Source organism: Streptomyces sp. NPDC047108 (assembly GCF_040643575.1).
In the GTDB taxonomy this organism is placed as follows: Bacteria; Actinomycetota; Actinomycetes; order Streptomycetales; family Streptomycetaceae; genus Streptomyces.
In genome coordinates, this window is the sequence record NZ_JBEYUP010000018.1 from 61,220 (window position 1) to 82,174 (window position 20,955).

At 68.7% G+C, this 20,955-nt stretch carries 14 protein-coding genes; 9 read left to right on the forward strand and 5 right to left on the reverse strand.

The window, feature by feature from the left end; genetic code table 11:
• Window positions 1-78: 78 nt before the first annotated feature.
• Complete coding sequence (locus tag ABZ822_RS26455) at window positions 79-1,245, reverse strand: macrolide family glycosyltransferase (RefSeq protein ID WP_360859243.1); 1,167 nt, start codon at window positions 1,243-1,245, stop codon at window positions 79-81.
• Window positions 1,246-1,650: 405 nt separating this feature from the next.
• Between ABZ822_RS26455 and ABZ822_RS26460 the strand changes: the two genes are divergently transcribed.
• Window positions 1,651-4,434 (forward strand): AAA family ATPase, encoded by a 2,784-nt coding sequence (locus tag ABZ822_RS26460; RefSeq protein ID WP_360859247.1) that lies wholly within the window; start codon window positions 1,651-1,653, stop codon window positions 4,432-4,434.
• Window positions 4,435-4,485: 51 nt separating this feature from the next.
• On the opposite strand, the gene ABZ822_RS26465 is transcribed toward ABZ822_RS26460, so the two are convergent.
• On the reverse strand, window positions 4,486-6,141 hold the full coding sequence (locus ABZ822_RS26465) for an FAD-dependent monooxygenase (RefSeq protein ID WP_360859250.1): 1,656 nt from the start codon (window positions 6,139-6,141) through the stop codon (window positions 4,486-4,488).
• Window positions 6,142-6,806: 665 nt separating this feature from the next.
• Here ABZ822_RS26465 and ABZ822_RS26470 point away from each other — a divergent pair.
• The 3 genes from ABZ822_RS26470 to ABZ822_RS26480 all read left to right on the forward strand — a co-directional run bounded on the left by ABZ822_RS26470 (window position 6,807) and on the right by ABZ822_RS26480 (window position 8,758).
• Window positions 6,807-6,980, forward strand: coding sequence for a CsbD family protein (locus ABZ822_RS26470; RefSeq protein WP_360859253.1), 174 nt, complete (start codon window positions 6,807-6,809; stop codon window positions 6,978-6,980).
• Window positions 6,981-7,446: 466 nt separating this feature from the next.
• Entirely contained in the window at window positions 7,447-8,106 is a 660-nt protein-coding gene (locus ABZ822_RS26475; protein ID WP_360859256.1) for a hypothetical protein, read from the forward strand.
• A gap of 181 nt (window positions 8,107-8,287) precedes the next feature.
• Window positions 8,288-8,758 (forward strand): hypothetical protein, encoded by a 471-nt coding sequence (locus ABZ822_RS26480; protein ID WP_360859259.1) that lies wholly within the window; start codon window positions 8,288-8,290, stop codon window positions 8,756-8,758.
• A 291-nt stretch (window positions 8,759-9,049) separates the two neighbouring features.
• Here ABZ822_RS26480 and ABZ822_RS26485 read toward each other — a convergent pair whose 3' ends face one another.
• The gene (locus ABZ822_RS26485; RefSeq protein WP_360859261.1) at window positions 9,050-9,229 is read right to left on the reverse strand and encodes a hypothetical protein; all 180 of its coding nucleotides are present in this window, start codon (window positions 9,227-9,229) and stop codon (window positions 9,050-9,052) included.
• 557 nt (window positions 9,230-9,786) lie between these two features.
• Here ABZ822_RS26485 and ABZ822_RS26490 point away from each other — a divergent pair.
• The 4 genes from ABZ822_RS26490 (at window position 9,787) to ABZ822_RS26505 (ending at window position 17,786) form a co-directional block, all read left to right on the forward strand.
• On the forward strand, window positions 9,787-11,658 hold the full coding sequence (locus ABZ822_RS26490; protein WP_360859264.1) for an Ig-like domain repeat protein: 1,872 nt from the start codon (window positions 9,787-9,789) through the stop codon (window positions 11,656-11,658).
• Between the two features lie 1,986 nt (window positions 11,659-13,644).
• Window positions 13,645-15,126: an FG-GAP-like repeat-containing protein gene (locus tag ABZ822_RS26495; protein WP_360859267.1), complete on the forward strand. Its 1,482-nt coding sequence runs from the start codon at window positions 13,645-13,647 to the stop codon at window positions 15,124-15,126.
• 666 nt (window positions 15,127-15,792) lie between these two features.
• Window positions 15,793-16,377, forward strand: a complete 585-nt coding sequence (locus ABZ822_RS26500; RefSeq protein WP_360859271.1) for a TetR/AcrR family transcriptional regulator — start codon at window positions 15,793-15,795, stop codon at window positions 16,375-16,377.
• Window positions 16,378-16,445: 68 nt separating this feature from the next.
• The gene (locus ABZ822_RS26505; RefSeq protein WP_360859274.1) at window positions 16,446-17,786 is read left to right on the forward strand and encodes an MFS transporter; all 1,341 of its coding nucleotides are present in this window, start codon (window positions 16,446-16,448) and stop codon (window positions 17,784-17,786) included.
• A gap of 138 nt (window positions 17,787-17,924) precedes the next feature.
• On the opposite strand, the gene ABZ822_RS26510 is transcribed toward ABZ822_RS26505, so the two are convergent.
• The gene (locus tag ABZ822_RS26510; protein WP_360859277.1) at window positions 17,925-18,902 is read right to left on the reverse strand and encodes a teichoic acid biosynthesis protein C; all 978 of its coding nucleotides are present in this window, start codon (window positions 18,900-18,902) and stop codon (window positions 17,925-17,927) included.
• A gap of 421 nt (window positions 18,903-19,323) precedes the next feature.
• Between ABZ822_RS26510 and ABZ822_RS26515 the strand changes: the two genes are divergently transcribed.
• Complete coding sequence (locus tag ABZ822_RS26515; protein ID WP_360859281.1) at window positions 19,324-20,151, forward strand: hypothetical protein; 828 nt, start codon at window positions 19,324-19,326, stop codon at window positions 20,149-20,151.
• A gap of 104 nt (window positions 20,152-20,255) precedes the next feature.
• Here the strand turns inward: ABZ822_RS26515 and ABZ822_RS26520 are convergent, their stop codons facing one another.
• A complete protein-coding gene (locus tag ABZ822_RS26520) occupies window positions 20,256-20,522 on the reverse strand; it encodes a hypothetical protein (protein ID WP_360859284.1) in 267 nt (88 codons plus the stop codon).
• Window positions 20,523-20,955 lie beyond the last annotated feature (433 nt).

Genomic DNA, 20,955 nt, shown 5'->3' on the forward strand with positions numbered 1-20,955 from the left:
GGCCCTTCGATCCGGCCCGGGTGCCCCGACGGAGTTGTTTCCCGCCGCGACGGGCTTGCGCGCGCATGAAGGGGGCTGTCAGAGCCAGTTCTCCAGCGCGTCCGCCGCACGGGGTGCGCCACCGGACTGCGTCATCGCGGCGCGCATCTGTCCCACTCGCTGTCGCGTGGCCTCGTCCTCCGCGAGGGAGCGCACCGCTTCGAAAAGGTCATCCGCGGTGAGGTCCTCCGGTGCGAGGAGCGTTCCGAGCCCCAGTTCGGCCGCGCGCCCGGCCAGCACCACGTTCTCCGGAACGGGTGGAATCATCACCGGTGGTGTCCCGGTGAGCAGCGCGCTCATCAGGCTGCCGAGGCCGGCGGCCGTCACGAACGCGGTGGCCTTCTCCAGCGCCGCCAACTGGGGAATCCACGGGTGGATGTCGACATTGGAGGGCAGTTCCCGGGGGGATTCCGTGTCCGAGCTCTGCCCCAGGGTGATGACCACGCGCCAGGGCCGGTCACGGAAAGCCTCGACGCAGGTGCGGAAGAACTTCTCGTCGCCGTTGTGCAGGGTGCCCATCGAAGCGATGACCAGCGGCTCCTCGCCGACGGGCGGCGACCATGCCGACGCGTGCTCCCTCGGGAAGCTGTGCCCCACGAAGACGGTCTCCTTGCCGAAGGTCTCTCCCGCGGTCTGGAACTCCTGTGGGAGGTAGACGACGCTCTTCTCGGGGCGGCCTCCCGCGGGGGTCAGCTCCATCGGGAAGTTCCGGGCCCAGGCGAAGAGTTCGGCGAATGCCGGATGGTCGGGGCGGACGCCGGAGCACCCCAGCACCTCGTTGATGTGCGAGTAGTGCTCATTGGACGCCATCGAGGGAGTGGACTGCACGGCGGGCCGGTCCCACCGTGCGCCCAGGGCCCGCCCGGCCGCCCCGACCGCGACGTCGTACATGATCAGGGAGGGAGGGTCGTAGTCGAGCAGCCGCTCCGCCTGCGCCATCACCTCGACGCTCTCCCTCATGAACGAGATCGCCAGGCGCATGTTCTGGTCCTGGTCGGGTGCTTCCTGGCCGGGCGCGAGGACGTGCTCCAGCGTGGAGTCGTAGCGCACGGGGGTGGCGCCGGACGCCCGGATGGCCTCCTCGAAGCCCCGCGGCGAGAGAAAGCTGACGCGGTGGCCCCTGCGAACCAACTCCTCCGTCACCGCCAGGGCGGGTCGCATGTGACCCCAGGCCGGGATGTTGAGCATCAGGATGTGGTTCGACATGGCGAATCCTCCTGCCGAGTTGTGGTTCCGGACCGGGCGTGTGCGATGCGTACGGCGGGACGCTCGGTCCGTGGTGCACTGCGATGACGCGGATGACGTGGTGACCACCGCCGTACGCCACGGATTGTGCTGCGGGGATCCGGCTCCGCGAGTCCGTCAGGTGACTGCAGCGCGCGGTACGGGTGCCGATCCGGCCGGACTCAGTCGTCCGGCATGGCGAGGAGGTCCGTTGCCTCGTCCGGCACTCCGGCCGGGGTTCGCGGAAGGGCGGCGTGCACACCGGAAGGGCGGCGGCCAAATCGAGGGAAACCCTCAGCGAGTCCCCCAAGGGGCTGGTCAACGCCATGGGCCGGAGTAGTTTGGGCGCGCCAGACTGATGAGATCTCTCAGCTCACGGAGGCACGGGTGGCCGCTCTGCCGTTGTCCGGCGGCACTCTCCTGGGCCGCGCTGCGGAGGCTGCCGAACTGAGGAGCTTCCTGCAGGCTCCGGAGGGTGACGGCCCGATCCTGTTCGTCACCGGGGAGCCCGGCATCGGCAAGAGTGCGCTCATCGACGCCGAGGTCGCCCGCGTCGCGGCACGGAGCACACGGGTGCTGCGGGCGGAGGGAAGCGAGAACGAGTCCGACCTGGCCTTCGCGGGACTGCACCAGATTCTGAGGCCGGTACTGGCCCATGTGCAGCGCCTCCCGGAGCGGCAGCGCGACGCGATACTGAGCGCCTTCGGTATGGCCGCCGGTGCGGCGGCCCCCGATCAACTGATCCTGCGCATCGCGGTCCTCACTCTCCTGTCGGAGCTCGCCGACGACGACCCGCTGCTGATCGTGGTGGATGACGGGCAGTGGATCGACCGGGACTCCTGGGAGGTCCTGTCGTTCGTCGCCAGAAGGCTCCACCGGGAGAGCATCGCCCTCCTCGTGGCCCAGCGCAGCGGTGCGCCGCTCCCTCCTCTCGGGCGGAACGCACCGGTCGTCCCGTTGCGCCCGCTGGACACCGTGGCGGCACATCGCTTGCTGGACGCCCAGCCCCGCAGGCCCGCGGGTCAGCGGCGTGTGCGGATCCTGGAGGAGGCGGCCGGCAATCCCCTCGCACTGATCGAGTTCGCCGGTACGGACCTGCCGCAGACGCCCGGGCAGCCCTTGCCGCTGACCGAGCGGCTGGAGCGGGGTTTCGCCGTCAAGTGGCATGCGCTGCCCGAAGGGACCCGCAGCGCACTTCTGCTCGCGGCGACCGACATGGCGCCCGTGGAAGGGGCGCCCCCCGAGGTGTGGTTCCCCGCCGAGCAGGCCGGACTCGTCCGGGTCCAGGACGGCGACGTTCGGTTCCGCCACCCGCTGATCCGCTCCGCCGTCCACGACGCTGCCACGCCGGCCGAGCGGCACGAGGCGCACCGGACGTGGGCGGAGACCCTGCGCGACGTACCTGAGCGGCGTGCCTGGCATCTGGCCGCGGCCGGCTCAGGACCGGACGAGGACGTGGCACGCGAACTGGAGCGCGCGGCCGAGGAGACCCGTCGGCGCGGGGCTTTCACCTCGGCGGCCCAGGCCTTCCAGCGGGCCGCGGAACTCAGCCCGGAGCACGGGGACCGGGCACGCCGGTACACCCTGGCCGCGGCGATGGCGGCTCTCACCGGCCAGGTGAGCTGGGTCGAGGAGCTGACCGCCGAGGTGCACACGCTCACGGAAGACCCGGTGCTGCTGGCGCTCGCCACGCTGCGCACCGGGCAAGCCCTCGCGCTGACCCCGCGGCGCTCCACCGCGTACGCACCACTGCTGCGGACCGCGAAGGCGCTGGCACCCCACAGCCCTCATCAGGCCCTGGAAGCGCTCGCGACGGCGGCCCTGATCTGCTATTACTGCGGCGACACGGCCCAACGGGAGGCGTTGCGGCGGGTGTTCCGCAGCGTGGTCGAGGAGCACGGGCATCAGCCCCCGGGGCTGGGCGCGCTGTGGATCCGCACGGCGGCCGATCCGCTCGACGACCGGGCAGCGCTGCTGGCCGACCTGCACGACCTGCTGGCGGACGAGAGCCACGAGCCCGGTTTTCTGGCGGCAACGGCGACTCTCGCGTGGCTGCTGGACGAGACCGGTCTGGCGGTCGGCCTGTTCGAGGAGGCGAGGAGTCCCGTCCTCACGACAGCGGCGCTGCCCGACGGCCTGCGCTGCGTCGAGGGGTGGACGTATCTGGAGCACGGCCAGTGGGCCAGGGCGAGGGCTGTTGCCGATGCCTCCAGGCGCGCGGCCGCCGAGAGTGATCCGCCCTACGAGGCCGCCGCCCCCCTGGCCCTCGACGCTTCGGTTCTTGCGCTTCGAGGCGACTCGGCGGGGGCCCATGCGTCGGCCATGCAAGCGCTGGCTTCCGCGGCATCGGACGACAACGGGTTCGTGACCGTACGGGCGCGCTGGGCGATGGGGATGGCAGCGACGGCGGACGGCGACCATGAGGCCGCGTTCGCGCACTTCCGCACGATGTTCACCGCCGATGGCGGCGCTGTCCACTATCACGTCTCCCCCTACGGCCTGGCCGACCTGGCCGCTTCGGCGGTCCGCGTCGGTCGGCGTGACAGCGCGGCCGTTCTGGTGGAGGGGCTGGCCGGTCGTCTGGAGAGTGCCTCACCGCGGCAGCGGGCCCTGCTCTTCCGTGCCAGGGCACTCCTGGCGGACACGGCCGGAACCGAACGGCACTTCCGCGCCGCCCTGGCCGTGCCGTCGTCCCGGGACCGCCCGTTCGCCCACGCACAGACGCAGCTGGAATACGGAGAATGGCTGCGCCGTCAGCTTCGCTCCAGCTCCGCCCGGCCCCTGTTGACCGCGTCCCTGGAGACCTTCCGCCGGCTCGGTGCCGGGCCGTGGGCCACTCGCGCGCTGGGCGAGTTGCGTGCCGCCGGGGTCCGTGAGGCCGGCGGGCCCCATGAGGGCGACGGCTCCACGGACGGACTTCCTGATCTGACGCCGCAGCAGGAACAGATCGTTCATCTGGCCGCCATCGGGTTGACCAACCGTCAGATCGGTGAGCGATTGCAGCTTTCACCGAGGACCGTGGGCTCGCACCTGTACCGGTCCTTCCCGAAGCTCGGCGTCACCGCCCGCTCACAACTCCGTGACGTGATCGAGGAGAAGAGCCGCACCGGCACCGCGCACCCGCACCTGCGGGGAACCACCGGCCACCCCCGTGGAGTGGCCACGGCATGACGCACGCCATGCCTTCGCGGCGGCGAAGCTCACATCGCGTCCACGGATCGGTCAGGCAAAGGTCCGGCGCAGATGTGCCGTCAGGTGTTCCGGTACGGCCGGGTGGAAGCGTCCCGAGAGGTAGCCGTCCGGACGGATCAGGAGGGCCTCGCCGTCACGCGGCGCATAGGCGTCGCGGAACTCGCCGGCCGTGTCGCGTACCCGCGGCGGGCGGAGGCCGACCGGGCGGGTGGCCTCCGGTACCTCTGCGGCGGTGACCAGATAGGCGTCGAGCAGGCCGTGGGCGGCGCGCTGCGCCTCGGCGGCGCAGGCCTCGAGCAGGGCGGCTGCGTCGCCCGAGGCGTTCTCCGTGCCCGCGAACAGGAGCAGTACGTGCCGTGGGGTCCTCAGCAGGTCGAACAACCGCCGCGGGTAGGTGGCGAGGTCGCTCAGAAGGCCGCGGCAGTCCGGTGCCCGGTCGCCGGGGGCGGGACCGGCCGTGGGTGCGTCGTCCGCCGCCCGCGGCTGGGTCAACGGGCTGTCCGGGTAGGCGACCAGCAACTGGGCCTGGCGCCGCAACGTCATCTCGGCGTCGTCCCCGTTGCTGATGAGGCCGGAGCCGGCATGGCGGACGGTGCGGTCGACCACCTCCCGTGCGACGGGGTGACGTTCGGTGTGATAGCTGTCGAGCACGTCGTCCGTGGCCAGACCTCGGACGGCCAGGGCCAGCTTCCAGGCGAGGTTGTAGGCGTCCTGCACGCCGGTGTTCAGACCCTGCCCACCGATCGGCGGGTGGATGTGCGCGGCGTCCCCGGCGACGAAGAGGCGACCGTTCCGGTAGCGGTCCACCAGGCGGTAGCTGGTCCGGAAGGAGGACGACCAGTGCAGCCTGGAGGCGGTCGTCACCTCCGGGGACAGCCGGTCGAGCACGGTCTGGATCTGGCCGAGGCCCGGGCCCGGGCCCTCCCCCAGGCCGAGGGCGATACCGTCCGGCGCACCCGAGCCGGCTACGTCCCGGACCTGGGCGGAGGGGTGCAGCATCGAGAGCCAGTACCGCCGGACGCCCGGCATCGGAATGCAGATGAGCATGTCGTCCAGTTCGCCGGCTGCGTCCAGGTGCACGGCCCGCATGCTGTAGCCGGCGGGCAGGTTCCAGTCGACCTCGACGTCGCCGATCATGTACTGCTGGGGGAAGGCTCCGCCCTCGAAGGTCAGCCCGGCCGCCTTGCGGACCAGGCTGTGCGCGCCGTCGCAGCCCACGACGTAGCGGGCGTGCAGACGCTCGGTCCGGCCGTCGGCGTGCGCGAGAACGGCCTCGACCTCGTCCGGGCGCGTCTGAACCGAGCAGAGCTCGGTCGTCCGCTCCACCTCCGTGCCGAAGCTCGCAAGATGCTCGGCGAGCAGCCGCTCGGTCGCGTACTGGGGCAGGGTGGCGAAGGGGTAGGGGATTTCAGGCGGCAGGGTGAGTTCGACCCGGGGCCGGGGCTTTCCGTCGATGAAGACCAGCTGGCCCAGGTGCGGCACCGCGTGGTCCAGCGCCCCGCGCACCAGACCCATGTCGTCCCACACCTCCAGGGTGCGGGGCTGGACGCCGATGGACTTGGCATAGGGCTCCGGGACAGCCAGCCGATCGACGATGCGGCAGTCCACGCCGTGCCGCCGCAGCTCGGCCGCCGCCGTCAGACCCACTGGGCCCGCGCCCACCACGAGTACTTCGACATCGGCCATGACCAGGCTCCCTCGTCCGGACCGGTTCCCGAGCCAGTGTGCTTCACCACCTTGCGCCGACCCGGCAGGGTGAGGTTCCCTCTTCGCTCGGAAGTCACTGAATGCCTGGTCAGGACGGGTTGACAGGGTTTCAGGTTCACCGATTCGGCCGTTGCCGGGTCGGCGCGGCGCTTCTCCTCGAACTCGAACCTTCTCGGTCGCGACGCGGGGCCGACGCGGGACCGAGGGCCGCCGGGTCCGAAGGACACCATGCGACTCGGCGGCTACGTCACCGCGGAACCGACCGGAGACCATCGCGAGGTCGAGGAGATCCCCAATGATCTCGAACAACTGGAGCCCGGTGAAGGCGACTTCACCAGCGTGGTCAACAGCCTCGAACGAGAGATCTCCGACCACGTCCAGGACGAAGAGGCACTCTCCCCCGGCTACGCGAGCCTGCTCGCAGGACCCCGGAGTCGGCGTGGTGGACCGGGTACGCGACTTCGTCCCCGGCGGCGGGTAGAGGCTGGGCCATCGCTTCAGCCGGCGTGTCCGCCGGTGGCCCCTGACCAGGCCCGCGCAGGGGTAGCAGGAGCCGTTTCCCTCTGCTCAGACCATGTTTGCGTCGGGAATGAGTGGCCAGGCGTGTTCCAGCACCCGCTACCCGATGCTGAAAGGTGAACAGCATGAGCGCCAGTGAGAAGGCCAAGGCGAAGTCCGAGCAGGCCGCGGGCAGGGCCAAGGAGACGGTCGGACGTTCCGTCGGCAACGAGCGTCTCATCGCTGAGGGGCGCGCCGAACAGACACGAGGTGACGCCCGGCAGGCCAAGGAGAAGCTCAAGGACACAGGCCGCGGCTGATACACCGGCTGAGATTCCGTCTGCGAAGAGGGCGCCCCTCTTGAGGGGCGCCCCTTTCCTTTCGACACACCACGAGCCCCCGACCGGCCGGATCGGAGAAGACAGGCCGCTGATGGTGACCATCACGAGGAAACGGAACCGGCATCGCGACGAGATGCCGGCGGACGTGTTTCCATCAAGAATGCGCCGACGCAAAGCGAACTGAGGCTTGATCAGTCCTGTGCTTCTGAGTAATGGCTGCTCATCAGGGATCGGATCCGGCGTCCGGCGAGACACCGGGGCCGCCTCACATCAAATATGTGTCGCGCAGGGCGCACTGAGGGTGAATCAGTTCTCCACTTCTGAGTAATGCGTGCCCATTGCGGGTGGTTCCGGTCACTAACTACCATCCGGATCTTGTTGCCGGATGGTCCATCGGCGACTCGTACGAATGCTTGAGGAACACGATCGAGGGAGAACGACCCCTATGCGTCTGCGTATTCGCAGGGCGGTGCCGGCACTTCTGCTGGCTTCGGCACTGACCGTCTCGCTGTCCGCGTGCAATGAGAACGAGGGCGACAACACGTCGGGCGAAGCACAGGACACCAGCAGGCCGGTCGCGCTTCCCCTTCCCGACGGCGCCGAGATCATGAGCGCATCCTCCGAGGAGGAGGGGAAGATCATCAGCCTGCGCTTCGAGCCCACCGAAACCATGGAGGAAGAAGTCGAAGCGTACTTGAAGAAATTCTCGGACAACGGCTACGTGTCGGACGCGGAAGACAATTTGACGCGAGGAAACCAGAAGGTGGCCGCCGGTGGCAACATCAAGGGCTCATTGGCGCTCGACATCATCTACCCGGACGCGCCGCCCCCGCTTCCCTCCGACGGCGAAGTCAACTCGGTCACCAGCAAGAACGATGACACGTTGACACTTACCTACAAGTTGCCCGCCCGCCAGAACAACATGCTCTCGCTCAAGGGCTACATGCGGAAACTCAACGGGGCCGGCTGGGACACCCCGCCTGACGACGGCAACCCGATGGAAGGCGTCGCCACGGCGACGAAGGGCGACCAGAAGATGAAGTTCGACATCAGCCAGAACACGCGGATCAAGGTGATCCTCGACGTGCCGAGCTCCGTCAGCTGACCCACCTGTGCCCGGGGGCCGGCCCCCAGCGGCCCTCACTTCCGGGACCGACCAGACCCGCGGTCACCCTGTCCTCGGACTGGCCGTCAGTCCGCGACAAGATCGTCGCAACCGGACCGTCAGTGCCTCATGAGAACCTCGCACACCGAAACCGAAAGATCGAGTGACGGGGTGACATGCGATGACGAGGCCGGAAGTCGTCGGGCGGGGCGAGTCCGTCGCTCTGGTCGTCAGAACCGACTACAGCGACGAGCCGACCTGGCAGGCGGTGAAGGAGGACATGGCACGGCCTTGGGGAGAGGAGGCCGAGTTCCACTTCGTGGACGACGGCGCCTGGTCCGGTGCCACACCGGACGAAGTCCTTGCCGCAGTGGCGCAGGACGAGAACCTGGCCGTGGTGTTCGTGGCCGACTCCGTCACCATGCAGGCGCCCCACCATGCTCTTCTGGCTCTCGACACCGTCGGCGAGGACGACATCTGGGAGCCCGAGGGCGAGGAGGAGTCCGGCCCCCCGCCGCCGCGCGAGTTCCGTACGGCCCCGGCCGGTGCACACGACGTCCATGTGAACCTGGACATCGCGAACATGGATTTCTTCGAGTTCGCCGACGCCGCGGCCCTCACTCCCCAGGGCATCTACGAATGGTCCGAGTGACGCGGACGATCTGAAGGTCCGCCTGGGTCGCGGTCGCTGCCGTGATCATCGCAGGCAGATGTCGGCAGCCGCGCGCCCGAACTCCCGGTCGTTCTCGTTGTCGTACGCGCCCGAGCCCGTTGACTTCAACTCGCCCGCCATGTCGTGCGATTGCCTCGCGCAGGGGTACGCTCCACCGCGATCTCCTCGCCTCGAAGCGCCCCGCGTGAGCCATATGACGCCGCTGTTCCAGCACGCCCAGAGTCCGGCTGAGAGTCCGGCGCCAGAACCGTCACCGGCCGCCCTTCCCGCTTAGGGCGGCACCGTCGAGCCCGGCACCGGCGCGAGCGGCGGCACTGATTCCTCCTCCGCCTCGGTCGTGGCCACAGTGGTGGCCTCGGCCGCGGAGGCTGCCAGGCCCCCGACCAGCTCCTCCCGCGCGATCAGCCGCCGGTGCAACTCGATCTCCGTGGCCTCCAACACCTGAGCCAACCGCGCGACTTCCTCTCGCAAGCCCTCCACCCGCACGCCGGCAGTACCTGACCTCTGACCACAGGTAGTCAAGGATCACCTTCGGTTCAGGTAGGGCTTCTCAGGCGCGGTCGGCGGCGCAGGTCTCTGCAGGCAGCCGGAATTCGGCTGCCCCGGCCAGTCTGGGGTGGCCATTCGTCACTCGCGCGGTGTGGCCGGGTCGGGCTGTTGAATGGTCTGTTCGGGTGAAAGTCGAGTCAAGGGATGGTGTCATATCGGTCGCTTCGGGTTAATGGTTGGTGACTGTTTTCCTGTGGGTTGCCCAGTCTCCGGGGAGAGGGGCAACCCCTGTGGCGCGCAGGTGTGTGGTGCGTATCGGCGTGTCCTTCTCTCTGTACTGGTGCGCAAGCGGTGGATCCGGTTCGCGTATGCCGGCGCCGTGCGACGCGGGCCCGAGTGAGTTCTTGGGCAGCCCCCTCAGATGAGAGAGGTCTGTCATGGAACCGAGTACGGGTTGGTTTGGAGCTCCGGCGATAGCCGGCGGGGTCCGGCCGGTTGTACCGGCGGGTGGATCCGAGGTGGCCGCCGTTGTACGGGGGCTTGTGGCCGCGCCGTTGAGTGCGGCGTTCTCCACGCTGACGATCCCGGCGGGCACGACCCCGCTGGCGGTGGCGGTGGCGCCGAACGGCAACGTCTATGTCGGCAACGCCAATTCCAACAACGTGACGGTGATCAGCAGCACCACGAACACCGTCCTGGCCACCGTCCCCGCCGGCTCGAACCCGGCCATGATTGCGGTGACGCAGAACGGCAACGTCTACGTCACCAATCAAGGCTCGAGCAACGTGACGGTGATCAGCAGCACCACGAACACCGTCCTGGCCACCGTCCCCACCGGCGGGGGCCCGTTCGCGCTGGCGGCGGCGCCCAACGGCAACGTCTACGTCGCCAACAGCACGTCGAACAACGTGACGGTGATCGACAGCACCACGAACACCGTCCTGGCCACCGTCCCCGTCGGCGCGGTTCCGGACGCGGTGGCGGTGGCGGCGAACGGCAACGTCTACGTCGCCAACCGGAACGCGGGCACCCTGACGGTGATCGACAGCGCCACCAACACGGTCCTGACCACCCTCCCCACCGGCGGGTTCCCGGGCGCGGCGGCGGTGGCGCAGAACGGCAACGTCTACATCGCCAACCGGAACGCGGGCACCCTGACGGTGATCGACAGCGCCACCAACACGGTCCTGGCCACCGTCCCCGCCGGCACGGTCCCGGGAGTGATCGCGGTGGCTCCCAACGGCAACGTCTACGTCACCAACACCGTTTCGAACAACGTCACGGTGATCGACAGCGCCACCAACACGGTCCTGGCCACGGTCCCTACCGGCGTGGGCCCCTTCGGGGTGGCGGTGGCGCCGACCGGCAATGTGTACGTCGGCAACACCGTCTCGAACAACGTGACGGTGATCAGCAGCGCCACGAACACCGTCCTGGCCACTGTCCCCGTCGGCGCGTTCCCGTTCTCGGTGGCGGCGGCGCCGAACAGCAACGTCTACGTCAGCAACGCCAATTCGGCCAACGTGACGGAGATTTCGCCGCTGACGGTGACGACCTCGCCGGCGTCGCCGGTGTGCGGACAACTGGTGACGTTCGGCATTTCCGGGGGGACTCCGAACGGGACAGCGGTGGTGGACTTCGGAGACAGCAGCCCCACCGTCACCGTCGCCCTGGACGCCACCGGGAGCGGGCAGACGACCCACACCTACACCGCCGGTACGTTCACCGCGACCGTGAACGGCAACCCCACCTCCGTCACCGTGGACCCCACCCCCACAGCGACCACGCTCTCGGTGACGCCCAACCCCTCCACCTGCGGGCAGAGCGTGACCGTATGCGCCACCACCACCCCGACCACAGCGACCGCCTCGGTGCCGACCGGCACGGTCACCTTCACCCTCCCCAACGGCCAAACCCAGATGGTCCCTGTCAACGCATCGGGGCAGGCCTGCTTCACCACCACGGCGCTGACCACCGGCACCGTCACCGCCGTCTACGGCGGTGACAGCTGCTTCACCGGCTCCACCGCCGGCGCCCCCGTCACCGTGAACTCCAACTCCACCACGCTGGCCGCGCAGCCGGGCACGATCCGGCTCCGGCTGACCCCGCTGCCGGAGTTCTACATCCCCACCCTCAGTGCCAGGCTGACGACGACTTCGGGGATGCCGGTGGCTGGTCAGCCGGTGACCTTCACCGCTACCACGCTGTTCGGCCCGGTCAACCTCGGCACTGCCGTCACCGACGCCAACGGCACCGCCACCATCCACAACGCCATCGTCCCCGTGTTCGCCGTCGCCACCCCCTTCTACACCGCCTCCTTCCCGGGCACGGCCTGCTACACCGCCGCCGGCGCCCACGGCTTCCTGCTCTTCTTCCCCCTCCCGGGCTGACCTCGTCGGCTCTCAACCCTGTTCAGGCTGCCGGTGGTCGCGGCTCCACGTGACAGGTGCCGAAGGACCACCGGTTGCCTTCGAGACGGGTGATGGCGAGTTCGCGGCTGCCGCAAAGGCCGGCCTTTGATCTCGTAGAGCACGTGCACACCTGTGGTCTTGAGGCGCTGGTAGCGGTTGCCGACATCGTCGGTCACCACGTAGACGCCGAAGGTGCCGGGCTGCATGGACCCTTCGGCACTCCTCGGCGAGCCAGCCGGTGGGGCTGAGGTCGCTGTACGGACGGAAGTCGCGCACGAGGCGGGAGTGGTCGTCGTAGCCGAAGTCGTCGGCGATGCGGGGCCAAGTCCGGTACACGGCTCGTGGCGACGGCTTGGACCATGGGGTTCCTCGAACCTGTATCGCGCGGGTCGAGCGCGCCTCGGTGTTCATTCGTCAGGGGCACGGTGCTCTTGCCCGTTCAGGGCGTAGTGGTCCTGAAGGTAGAGCCAGCGCCGGATGAGACGGCGGACTTTGTTCATGGTGGTTTCCCTTCTTCTCTCGGGCCAATTTCCTCACACACAACCCCCAAGACGCACAAAACGGACTTAAGGTTCATTTGGTGGATGGCTTTCCGCAGGTGACGCCGTGACCGCGGCATGGCCTCTGCCTCCATCAGCTTCCCCTCTGGGAAGCAACGGCGACATGAGCTGTCGGTGCGTTTGCCTGAGGCTCACCGCGTGCAAGCGCAGGGCCGGAATTCCTACAACTCTGCGCGCACAGGATTGGGTCACGAGAGACGCGGACTCCGCGATAATTGAATGCGGCACGATGACGGCGTCCGCGGTGCTGCCTCCTTGAACAGGCCTGATACTCCCTGGGAAGTAACCAGAGCCGGCCGTTGCACCCCATAGGTGTACATGACTGTCGGCTCCAGACGCATGCGGAGCTTCTTCAACGGAGTAAGGATGGTTCCTTGCTCAATCGGCCCGGAGGGGTCTCGCAAAGTCGGAGGTCTGGAAATGGAGGGGGAATTTGAACCCTTCGAGCGCGTGCACGCCAAAGTTGTTCGTGTCGAGACGATGAAGACGATGGATGGGTCCGGGATCGGCTGGTGGCATGTGACGTTGCCGATCGTGACCAGGTCCGGACATCCGGGAACCCATACGTTCGTCGTGCGGTCCAGAACGGCGGACGAAGCCTTCAACGCGGCCCTGCGCACCGCTCTGACGCCGAGTGCTCGGCGCAGGCGGCGGGACGCGGACATCAGCACGTCCGTGGCCAAGCCCCGACCGGAGGAGGAGGAGGAGGAGGCCGAGCCCGCCGGGGGTCAGGAACCCGGTCTCCCGGATCGGCCGAAGGGCCGGGAGGAGGCCCCGCCGACTTCACGCCGCGGACGGCACCCCCGAGAACCCCGCACCTCCGAGAACCGGCCATTCGAGGTGTGGAAGGAGCCTGCATCGGCGCGCAGCCGCACCTACCTGCGCAACCGGTACCTCGCGACTCTTTCCGCGGCCAAATGCGCGGCCTCCAGCGACGGTTGATGCCGACGGAGCCCGGCCCAGCCGGCTGGTGGGGAACGAACACCCACAACCAGCGAGCGCGGCAACGGCCGCAGCGAGGGCAGCCGGTCCTGAGCGCCCTCGCGCCCACCGGGCCTGGAATCGTAGGGGATTCTCGATCAGGAGCGTGTTCCCCGCTGCCGCAGCCACCGAGACTGCCACGATCAGGGCGGTACGGAGCAGGCCCACGCGCGGTCCTTCCCGCGCCGGCTCTGTCCTTTCCGTTGCATGCGGACAGCGGGAGGTCAGGGCCGACGCCGACACACGTACCGGCACGGTGTTGCGTATGCGCAAACACATCTGTTGCGGAGATGGGGCTGCCGTCAGCGGGTGGTCACCATCTCCTCACATGTGGAGAGGCAACGGGTCGCACGTTTCTCGAGTCGAAGTCCGTGGATGCGGTGCACTCGGTGCCGCATGGGACTGATCTTGAGGAACTGGACGTATGTCTCGACTACGACGTAGAACGCGTTCCGCGCGGCTGACCGCACCGTTGGCCGTGGCGGCGCTGCTGGCCGGGGGTGGGTGTGTCTGGGCGGCAACCGGGGCTTCGGCCGAGGCCGCTTCCGGCTCGGCCGATGCCCAGGACGACTTCAACGGAGACGGCTATGCCGATCTGGTCGTCGGTGCCCCGGAGGCCACGTTCTCGGGCCAGGAGCATGCCGGGTACGTGGCCGTCATGTACGGCTCCGCCGACGGGCTCTCCGCCTCCCGGAAGGAGATCATCAGTCGCTCCACCAGCGGCATCCCGGGCTCGGCGACCGCCGACCAGTATTTCGGTTCCACCTTCGCCAAGGGCGATCTGAACGGCGACGGATACGCCGAACTCGTGATCGCGGGCGGCAGGGAGGGGTCGGTCATCCTGTGGGGTTCGGCATCCGGCTTGACCGGCGGCACCGACATCCCCACGTACGGTGCCGCGCCGCAGATCGGTGACTTCGACGGCGACGACACCCCGGACCTGGCGCTCTTCTCCCACCGCTACGCCAGCAGTGACGGCGGCGAGGGTGGCCCGGCCACCTTGTGGAAGGGGCCCATCGCCCGTGAGGGGATCCCTACCAAGGTCCTCAACATCGTGGACGAGTCCGGGTGGTGGGGCTGGGAGGAGCACGACCCCTCCTGTGCCGACGGCAGCGGCTGCGAGGACGGACCCGACTCGATCACCGGCCCCATCCGCTCCGGCCAGGTCGGCGACATCAACGGTGACGGCAAGGACGACATCGTCCAGCAGAGCTTCATCGGCGACGGCATGTGGGGCAACCGCGTGCTCTACGGCGGCACTTCGGGCTTCACCTACAAGCGAGCACCCGGCGACACCACGGGCGAGGTGGGCACCGGTGTCGGCGACGTCAACGGTGACGGCTACGACGACGTGGTCACCGGCGAAGACGGATACGCCAAGGCGTATGTCGCGCTGGGCTCGGCCTCCGGGCTGAAGGACGACGACCTGCAGTCCCTCGACCAGGACCTGCCCGGCTTCCCCGGCACGCAGGAGGACGGGGACCGGCTCGGCTCCTCGGTCTCCGTCGAGGACGTCACGGGCGACGGCTACGCCGATGTCGCGCTCGGCATTCCGGGCGAGGACGTCGGCAACACCGCCGACACCGGGTCGATCGCCCTCCTCCACGGCTCCGCGTCCGGTGTCACCGGCACCGGGGCGCAGGTGTTCCACCAGAACACGGCCGGTGTGCCCGGAACAGCGGAGAAGGGCGATTGTTTCGGCCGGAGTACCGCGCTGCTGGACGTCAACGGCGACGACCACCGCGACCTCGCCACCGGCTCCGTCGTCGAGAACGAGGAGAACGGCGCGGCCTGGCTTCTGCGCGGCACGAAGAAGGGCCTCACCTCCTCGTCCGCCTTCGCCTTCGGCCCCGACGACATCTCTGCGCCTTTCAAGGACGCCCACTTCGGTTCCCCACTGGACTGATGGGCGACATGCGAGGGCGCCCGGCGCGGACCACCGCTTCGAACGGTCACCGCGGTCGCCGCAACTGCCCCCGGCCCCTCGTTCTGAACGTGTGAAGGCACGCCCGCAGCCATGGGCAGATGGCTGAGGGCGAGGCTCGTTCGGCTGTCGACCATGGGCCAGGCCGGGAAGAGGCAGGTCCTGCGCCCCGTGGGCCGGACTCTCGCCGAAGAGCCCCCGAGAGTGGCCCTTTGGCCCCTGGGAGCAGCCGTCCCCTTACGGCGAGCAGCCCCACAAGGCGTGTGCAGCCCTCCACGCCGATGAGGCCACATGGGGCCCAGCGGACCGGAACGCATCCCCCATCGATCGCTGCCCGCCCTCGCGCCGGGACCGCAGCACGAGCATGTCGGCTCCGAAGCCCTGCACCCCGTCTCAGTCCCCGAGCGTCGACCGTTGCTCCCGTCGCCCAGGCGCAGTTCGTCTCGCCGGAGGGCGACCGCCTCAGGACCCATGCTCACGCCCCCGGGGTCGATGCGACCGCACATCCGACCGCTCGGGCATCCGGTCCCGACGGGACGCTGCTCGCCGAGACGAGCGCCGCCCCCGGTCAGGAACACCGGTGGCGAGAACTGCAGGAGCCGCAACCAAGGGTAGACACTGTCTACCTCTCCAGGGTAGACAGTGTCTATGAGTGCACAGGACACGGGCCTTCGTGCCCGTCTGGTGGACGTCGGCGTCGACTTGGTGAACAGGGAGGGAACGCAGGCCCTGTCCCTGCGCGAGATCGCCCGCCGAGCGGGGGTCTCGCACGGCGCGCCGCGGCGCTACTTCCCCACTCATCTGGAGTTGCTCTCCGCCATCGCCCGTCAGGGCTTCATGGAGTTGACCCGCCGGGCCGCCGAGGCGATCGGCGACGGGCAGGCGAGTCCCCGCGACCAGCTCATGACGCTGGGGCGGAGCTACCTCGACTTCGCCCTGACCCATCGCGGCATGTTCGAGCTGATGGTCCGCCACGACCTGCTGGAGAGCAACCATCTCGGCTTGCGGGAGACAAGCCTTCCGCTCTTCGACGTCCTGGTGGACCTGGTGAGCCGGGCGAGGTCACGATCCAACGTGCCGGCGCCTGTCGTCGCGGGTGCGCTGTGGGCCAACCTGCACGGCATCGCCCAGTTGTGGGGTTGGGGAAGTCTCCCCCTGGTCACAGGAGTCGACGACCTCGAGCCGCTACTGGCCACCACGCTGGCCGCGCACCTCGGCCCCGCAGCCTCGTGAGCGCGACAGGCGCGACGGACTCACGGCGCCAACAGCGCCTCACACTCGCCGGCAGCATCACCGGCGCTGTGATCGTCGCCTTGGACGGGACCGTACTGACCATCGTGCAGCCCGTCATGCAACGGGACCTCGACGCCTCGTTCAGCGAGGTCCAGTGGACCAGCACCAGATACCTGATCGCCGTGGCCGGCCTGCTGGTCTTCTCCGGACGTCTCGGTGACCGCTACGGCCACCAGCGCGTCTTCGCCGTCGGGGTCCTGGGCTTCGCCGCCACCTCGGCAGCCATCGGCGTGGCCTCGGACATCGACGAGGTCATCGCATTGCGCGTCGCTCAAGGGGTCTGCGGCGCACTGCTCCAACCGGCCACCCTCGGCATGCTGCGCGCCGCCTACCCGCGCGACCGACTCGCGATGCCCATCGCGCTGCGCACGAGCGCCATCGGTGTGGCGGCCGCCTGCGGCCCGCTCCTCGGCGGTGCGCTCGCTGCCCATCTGGGCTGGCGAGCGGTCTTCTTCCTCACCGTCGCCCCTGCCCTCGCCGCGGGCGTTGCGGCCCTCGCCGTACGGATGCCGCAGCCCGCCGTCCCCATCGCCCCTGATGCGCGCGCAGGACTCGACCTGCCTGGCGCGGGCCTTCTCGCGGTGGCCCTGGGATTCCTGGTACACACCCTGGTCGTCCTGCCTGAGCCCGGCGGAACGGGGGCGTCCGCGACGGGTTTTGTTGCCGTCGTCGCCGCGAGTGTCGCCTTCGTCCGGCACGAGCGACGTACACCGAGCGCACTGGTGCAAGCGAGCGTGATCCGATCCGCGGCCGTGAGGCCCGCGCTGGGTGTTCTGGTGATCGCGTCGGCCGTGATGTTCGGAGCGCTGTTCATCGGCACGTACTACCTCCAGGACGTGCTGGGTCTGGACCCCCTCCAGAGCAGCCTCAACGCGCTGCCCGGGCCCGTGATGATGATCCTGGGCGCGCCGGTGTCCGCTGTGCTGTCGCGCCGACAGGGCCACCGGCTCACAGCCGTGTCCGGGATGGTGCTCATCGCCGTCGGCGTCCTGCTGCTGTCCGGGCTGGACCAGGGATCGGCATCGACGGCCATCGGCGGCGCATTCCTCGTGCTGGGCGCGGGCTTCGGCATGGTGATGGTCACCGCGACGGCCGTCATCGTCCACCAGTGCTCGAAAGACACCGCCGGTGTGGCCGGTGGTCTGCAGCAGACCGCGATGAACATCGGCCCAGCCGTCGGCATCGCCGCCGCAACGATGTTCCTGTCGCCCGTGGACGCACCACACCGCACCGGTGCCGCCTTCCTCTCCACGATGGAACCGGCCCTGGTCGCCCTCGCCACCACAGCGGCACTCGGCGCGCTCCTCGCTGCCCGGCTGCCAGGACACCGGGCAACGTCCCGCCGGTGATCGGGTCTTCGTCTTGCGCAGGCGAGTCGGCCTTGGGCGGAGTCGGTGCAGGTGACCTCGGCCAGGCGATGCTGGGCCCGCGTCCGCCCTCGCAGGCTCCGCCCGGCGGCCGGTGACCGGCCGCCGGGCGGACATGACTCAGACCAGCGCGTTCTTGTAGAAGATGCTGGAGCGTCGGTCGCCTTCCACACCGGTGGCGAAGCCGATGAAGAGGCGGGCCTCGCCGGAGTCGGTGCGGTAGATCGCCAGGCCCTCGGGCTCGCGGTGGTGGAGGGTGGAGCCGGCCTTGGTGAGGACGGGGCCCTGCTTCACGGACCCGGTGTTGATGTCGATGCTGGTGACGTAGGTGTTGCCGTCGCCGCTGGGGGTGCCGTCGCCGGGGTAGGCGTCACCCGTCAGGTAGTACATGTACGAGCCGTAGAGGGTGTAGCCCTGCGGTGTGCCGGAGATCGTCGGCTGCTTGAAGTCGGCCAGCGGGGAGCCGAAGTTGCGCGTCGTGAACGCGGAGAGGGGGTAGACGGCGATGCGCTTGCCGCCGCTGGTGTGGTAGCGCACGATCATGCGCTGGTGGACCGGATCGACGGAGCAGGTGTACTCCGTGGCCCCTGAGATCGGCCGGTAGGCGGCCGAACCTGCCGGCGAGCCCAGGGTGGTGTTGGCGGTGTAACGGATGGGGGCGAGCGCGGTGCCGTACCCGCTGGTGTTCGCGGCGCACTCGATCCACAACTCGGTACCGGAACCACTCGGCAGCGCGGCGAAGGCGACACCGTGGCCGAAGCCATTGAGGTGCATGTAGGAGATGTAGTTCCCGTCGAAGTCCATCTTGTTGATGCACAGGTCACCGGCGGACTCGGGGCTGTCGCTCCGCTTGGTTGCGACGAACAGGAACTTGTTCACCCAGTCGAAGGCGAAACTCTGCTGGACCCGCGCACCATGCGTGTCCTTGGACCGGAACAGGTCGTAAGACGGCTGCGTGAGATCGAACCGCTTGGTGGGGGCCACCGCGGCGGAAGCGGTCTGCGCGCCGACACCGAGCCCGAGCGCGGCGATCGATGCGCCGGCGCCGGCGCGTATAAGGCCGCGGCGGGAGAAGGGGAAGCCAGGGGCGCGGTTCATCAGGTACTCCAGGGCACATGAGCGGAGGGCAAAAGGCACGTGATCGTATCCGCTGCGGGCATGGCGTGAAGTGCCGGAGCCAGGTGGGCAGTTGCGCCCGGAGCACGGTCCTTCCTGGGGCTGGCTGTCCTGGAGCCGGTTGTTACCTCCACCTCCGGACCGTCCGGGAGATACCAGAGCGTCTTCCATGCCACCGCGGGCACATCGCCGTCCCGTTCTCGCCTCGGGCGTTCAGGCAGGATCGAACAGGTCGCAGACACTGCATGTCCGCAACCGGCGGCCGGGCGTATCCGTCTGGGGAGGAAAGGCCTGACGCCGCACGATCGGAGCAATGATGGCCGACACCCCGAAGCCACGGGCGGAACCCTCCTGCGGCGAGCCTACTCAGCCATCCCACACGACTGCCGACCCGTCTACGGGCATGGCCGAGCCGCCCGGTCACCGTCCGCTGTCTCGTACGACGTTGGGCCAAGCAAGCGTCATCCTCGCCGGCCTCGGCTTGACGATTCTCGTGTTCCTCGGCGTCGTCGGCGCGAACGGTCCCGCGCGGGCACTCTTCTGGGTGGCGGCGTTTCTTGTGACAGCCGCTCTGGCACTAGGACTTGACGGGGCCCGTCGACTGAAGCGGGGTTACGCGGACAGGCGGAGCAGGTGCCTGACCGGGACTGTCCTTGGCGGGCTGGCCACCGTGTGGTGCATCAATGGCGCCGTCGCCGCGACTGACCCCTTTCACCATGTCTCGTGCCGGCCCGCGCATGTGGACACGGCGCCTTCAACGGAAGAAACGGCCGAGGGCTCACCATCCTCGACGGCAGAGTTCGGCACCACCTCGTGCTTCGAGAACGGAGTGCAGGCAACCGTCGCAGCACCCGAGCCGTCCACACCCCACGAGATGAGGAACGAAGGGCAACGCGAAAATCCAGGGGATGACCGAACGGTCACTGTCCACGTCACGATCCGCAACGGATCGACCAACATCATCGATCTCGAGGAATTCTTCACCATCGGCGCCAAGGACGCTGACGGGCGAACAGCCGAAGCCGTCTTCGAAGGCGAAGATCACTCCTCAGGACTGGGCAAAACGATGCTCCTGCCAGGGATGAAGAAGGTGATCACACAGCGATTCACCCTCCCCCCGAGTGCGGCGAAAAGCATGGCGGTAGAGGCCAATACGGCCCTGCCACAGGACAGAAGAGGGGCTTGGAGCGGTCCTGACGAAAGCGCGTGGTGGAGCGGTCGCGTGCACTGACCAGCGCACACCTATCTACGAGACGGCCCCGGCCGACGTCGCGGATTCGGGGCCGTCCGTTGCGGAAGTGACTGTCAGCGCATTATCCGTGGCCGACCTCAGGCTCAGTCGTCAGCCAACTCACAGGCCTTGAAGGCGTGCCCTTCCCGCACGCCTATGCCGTTGAGCTTGACCTTGCAGACGACTTTCCCCATGGCGCTGTCGCTCGAGCCCATCTTGCAAGCGGCTTTGACCTTCGGGCCGACGACGTAGCCCTTCTGCTTGAGGTACTTCTGGCATTGTGAGGAACTGGCCTCGGCGGGGGAAGCCAGGGCCAGAGAACCAGCGGCCAGGGAGAGCCCCGCAACGGCAACAGCGATCGCGCGCTTCATGAAATGAGCACCTTCCTTGGCAGTGCATCCGACCTCGGGCAACGAGGCTTCTGGTGTGTCCCTCGTCTGTATGTCCGAGGATCTGTCACCGACCAGCCTGCCGGGGCCTTTGACGAACGTCGTTAGCAGCGGGTCCACACCTCTGCGCATTGCGTACACACCCCACCGGTGACACGGAGGGGTGAGTCAGCCACCCGACCGAACACGGGAGTTGCCGCTGTGTCCGGAACGCTCTCCGGGCTCGTGGTGGCGGCCGCGGAGGGCGGCGAAATCGGGCAGGTCCCTGTGTTGTCGCTCGCGGCCGTGGTCGCCGAGCGGCGGGCTGTGGGTGAGCACGTCGCAGGCCTGCCGGGCCTGGCTGAGTGGCCCCGCGGCCGCATCGTGATCTCGCCCCAACCGCCTGTACGCACGTACCGGGATCGACCCCATCGTC

Excerpts from the sequence above, each read along its gene's own strand:
- ABZ822_RS26510 (WP_360859277.1), bottom strand. The coding sequence starts at position 18,902 with ATGAACCGCGCCCCTGGCTTCCCCTTCTCCCGCCGCGGCCTTATACGC.
- ABZ822_RS26515 (WP_360859281.1), top strand. The coding sequence starts at position 19,324 with ATGGCCGAGCCGCCCGGTCACCGTCCGCTGTCTCGTACGACGTTGGGC.
- ABZ822_RS26495 (WP_360859267.1), top strand. The coding sequence starts at position 13,645 with ATGTCTCGACTACGACGTAGAACGCGTTCCGCGCGGCTGACCGCACCG.
- ABZ822_RS26520 (WP_360859284.1), bottom strand. The coding sequence starts at position 20,522 with ATGAAGCGCGCGATCGCTGTTGCCGTTGCGGGGCTCTCCCTGGCCGCT.
- ABZ822_RS26470 (WP_360859253.1), top strand. The coding sequence starts at position 6,807 with ATGAGCGCCAGTGAGAAGGCCAAGGCGAAGTCCGAGCAGGCCGCGGGC.
- ABZ822_RS26465 (WP_360859250.1), bottom strand. The coding sequence starts at position 6,141 with ATGGCCGATGTCGAAGTACTCGTGGTGGGCGCGGGCCCAGTGGGTCTG.
- ABZ822_RS26475 (WP_360859256.1), top strand. The coding sequence starts at position 7,447 with ATGCGTCTGCGTATTCGCAGGGCGGTGCCGGCACTTCTGCTGGCTTCG.
- ABZ822_RS26455 (WP_360859243.1), bottom strand. The coding sequence starts at position 1,245 with ATGTCGAACCACATCCTGATGCTCAACATCCCGGCCTGGGGTCACATG.
- ABZ822_RS26500 (WP_360859271.1), top strand. The coding sequence starts at position 15,793 with ATGAGTGCACAGGACACGGGCCTTCGTGCCCGTCTGGTGGACGTCGGC.
- ABZ822_RS26480 (WP_360859259.1), top strand. The coding sequence starts at position 8,288 with ATGACGAGGCCGGAAGTCGTCGGGCGGGGCGAGTCCGTCGCTCTGGTC.